At 48.8% G+C, this 520-nt stretch carries 1 protein-coding gene and 1 pseudogene; one reads left to right on the top strand and one right to left on the bottom strand.

Going from position 1 to position 520, the window contains the following annotated elements:
- On the top strand, positions 1–213 hold a 213-nt coding region (locus ACTHUM_RS18575), incomplete at its 5' end, for a DUF2167 domain-containing protein (protein ID WP_440403765.1).
- A 65-nt stretch (positions 214–278) separates the two neighbouring features.
- Here the strand turns inward: ACTHUM_RS18575 and ACTHUM_RS18570 are convergent.
- Positions 279–520 (bottom strand): annotated as a pseudogene (locus ACTHUM_RS18570) (glutamate--tRNA ligase); the annotation flags it as partial.

Raw genomic sequence — 520 nt, 5'->3', positions numbered from 1 at the left:
GATTTCAATGCCGCAACCGACAAAGTGGCTGAATACGGACTGGCTGCCTTGGTTGGTGGTATCGCTGCAAAAAAACTGGGATTATTAGCTTTGGTCGGCGCATTACTGGCTAAATTCGGCAAACTGATTATTTTCGGTGCTGTTGCAGCAGGCGCATTGTTTAAAGGCCTGTGGCGCAAAAAAGATAAAAATAAACTGAACGAAGAAGAATAAATAAATCCTGTTCAAAATAAAAAGGCCGTCTGAAACATTTCAGACGGCCTTTTATCATTCATGCCTTACGAACGGATCCGTTTCAACACTTCTTCTTTGCCGATTAATGCCAATACGGCATCGACGCTTGGGGTTTTTGCCGTACCGCAGACAGCGAGGCGCAGGGGCATACCGAGTTTGCCCATTTTGATGCCTTCTTCGTCGCAGAAAGGTTTGAAGAGATCGTGGATGGCTTCGGCGTTCCAGTCTTCCAGCCCTTCGAGGCGTTCGGCAAAGCGCAGCATACGGGCGGCGGCTTCGTCGTCCC

The organism is Neisseria sp. P0021.S006, assembly GCF_051956895.1.
The sequence above is the reverse complement of the archived record's forward strand: the minus strand, read 5'-3'. Positions and strand labels throughout refer to the sequence as shown.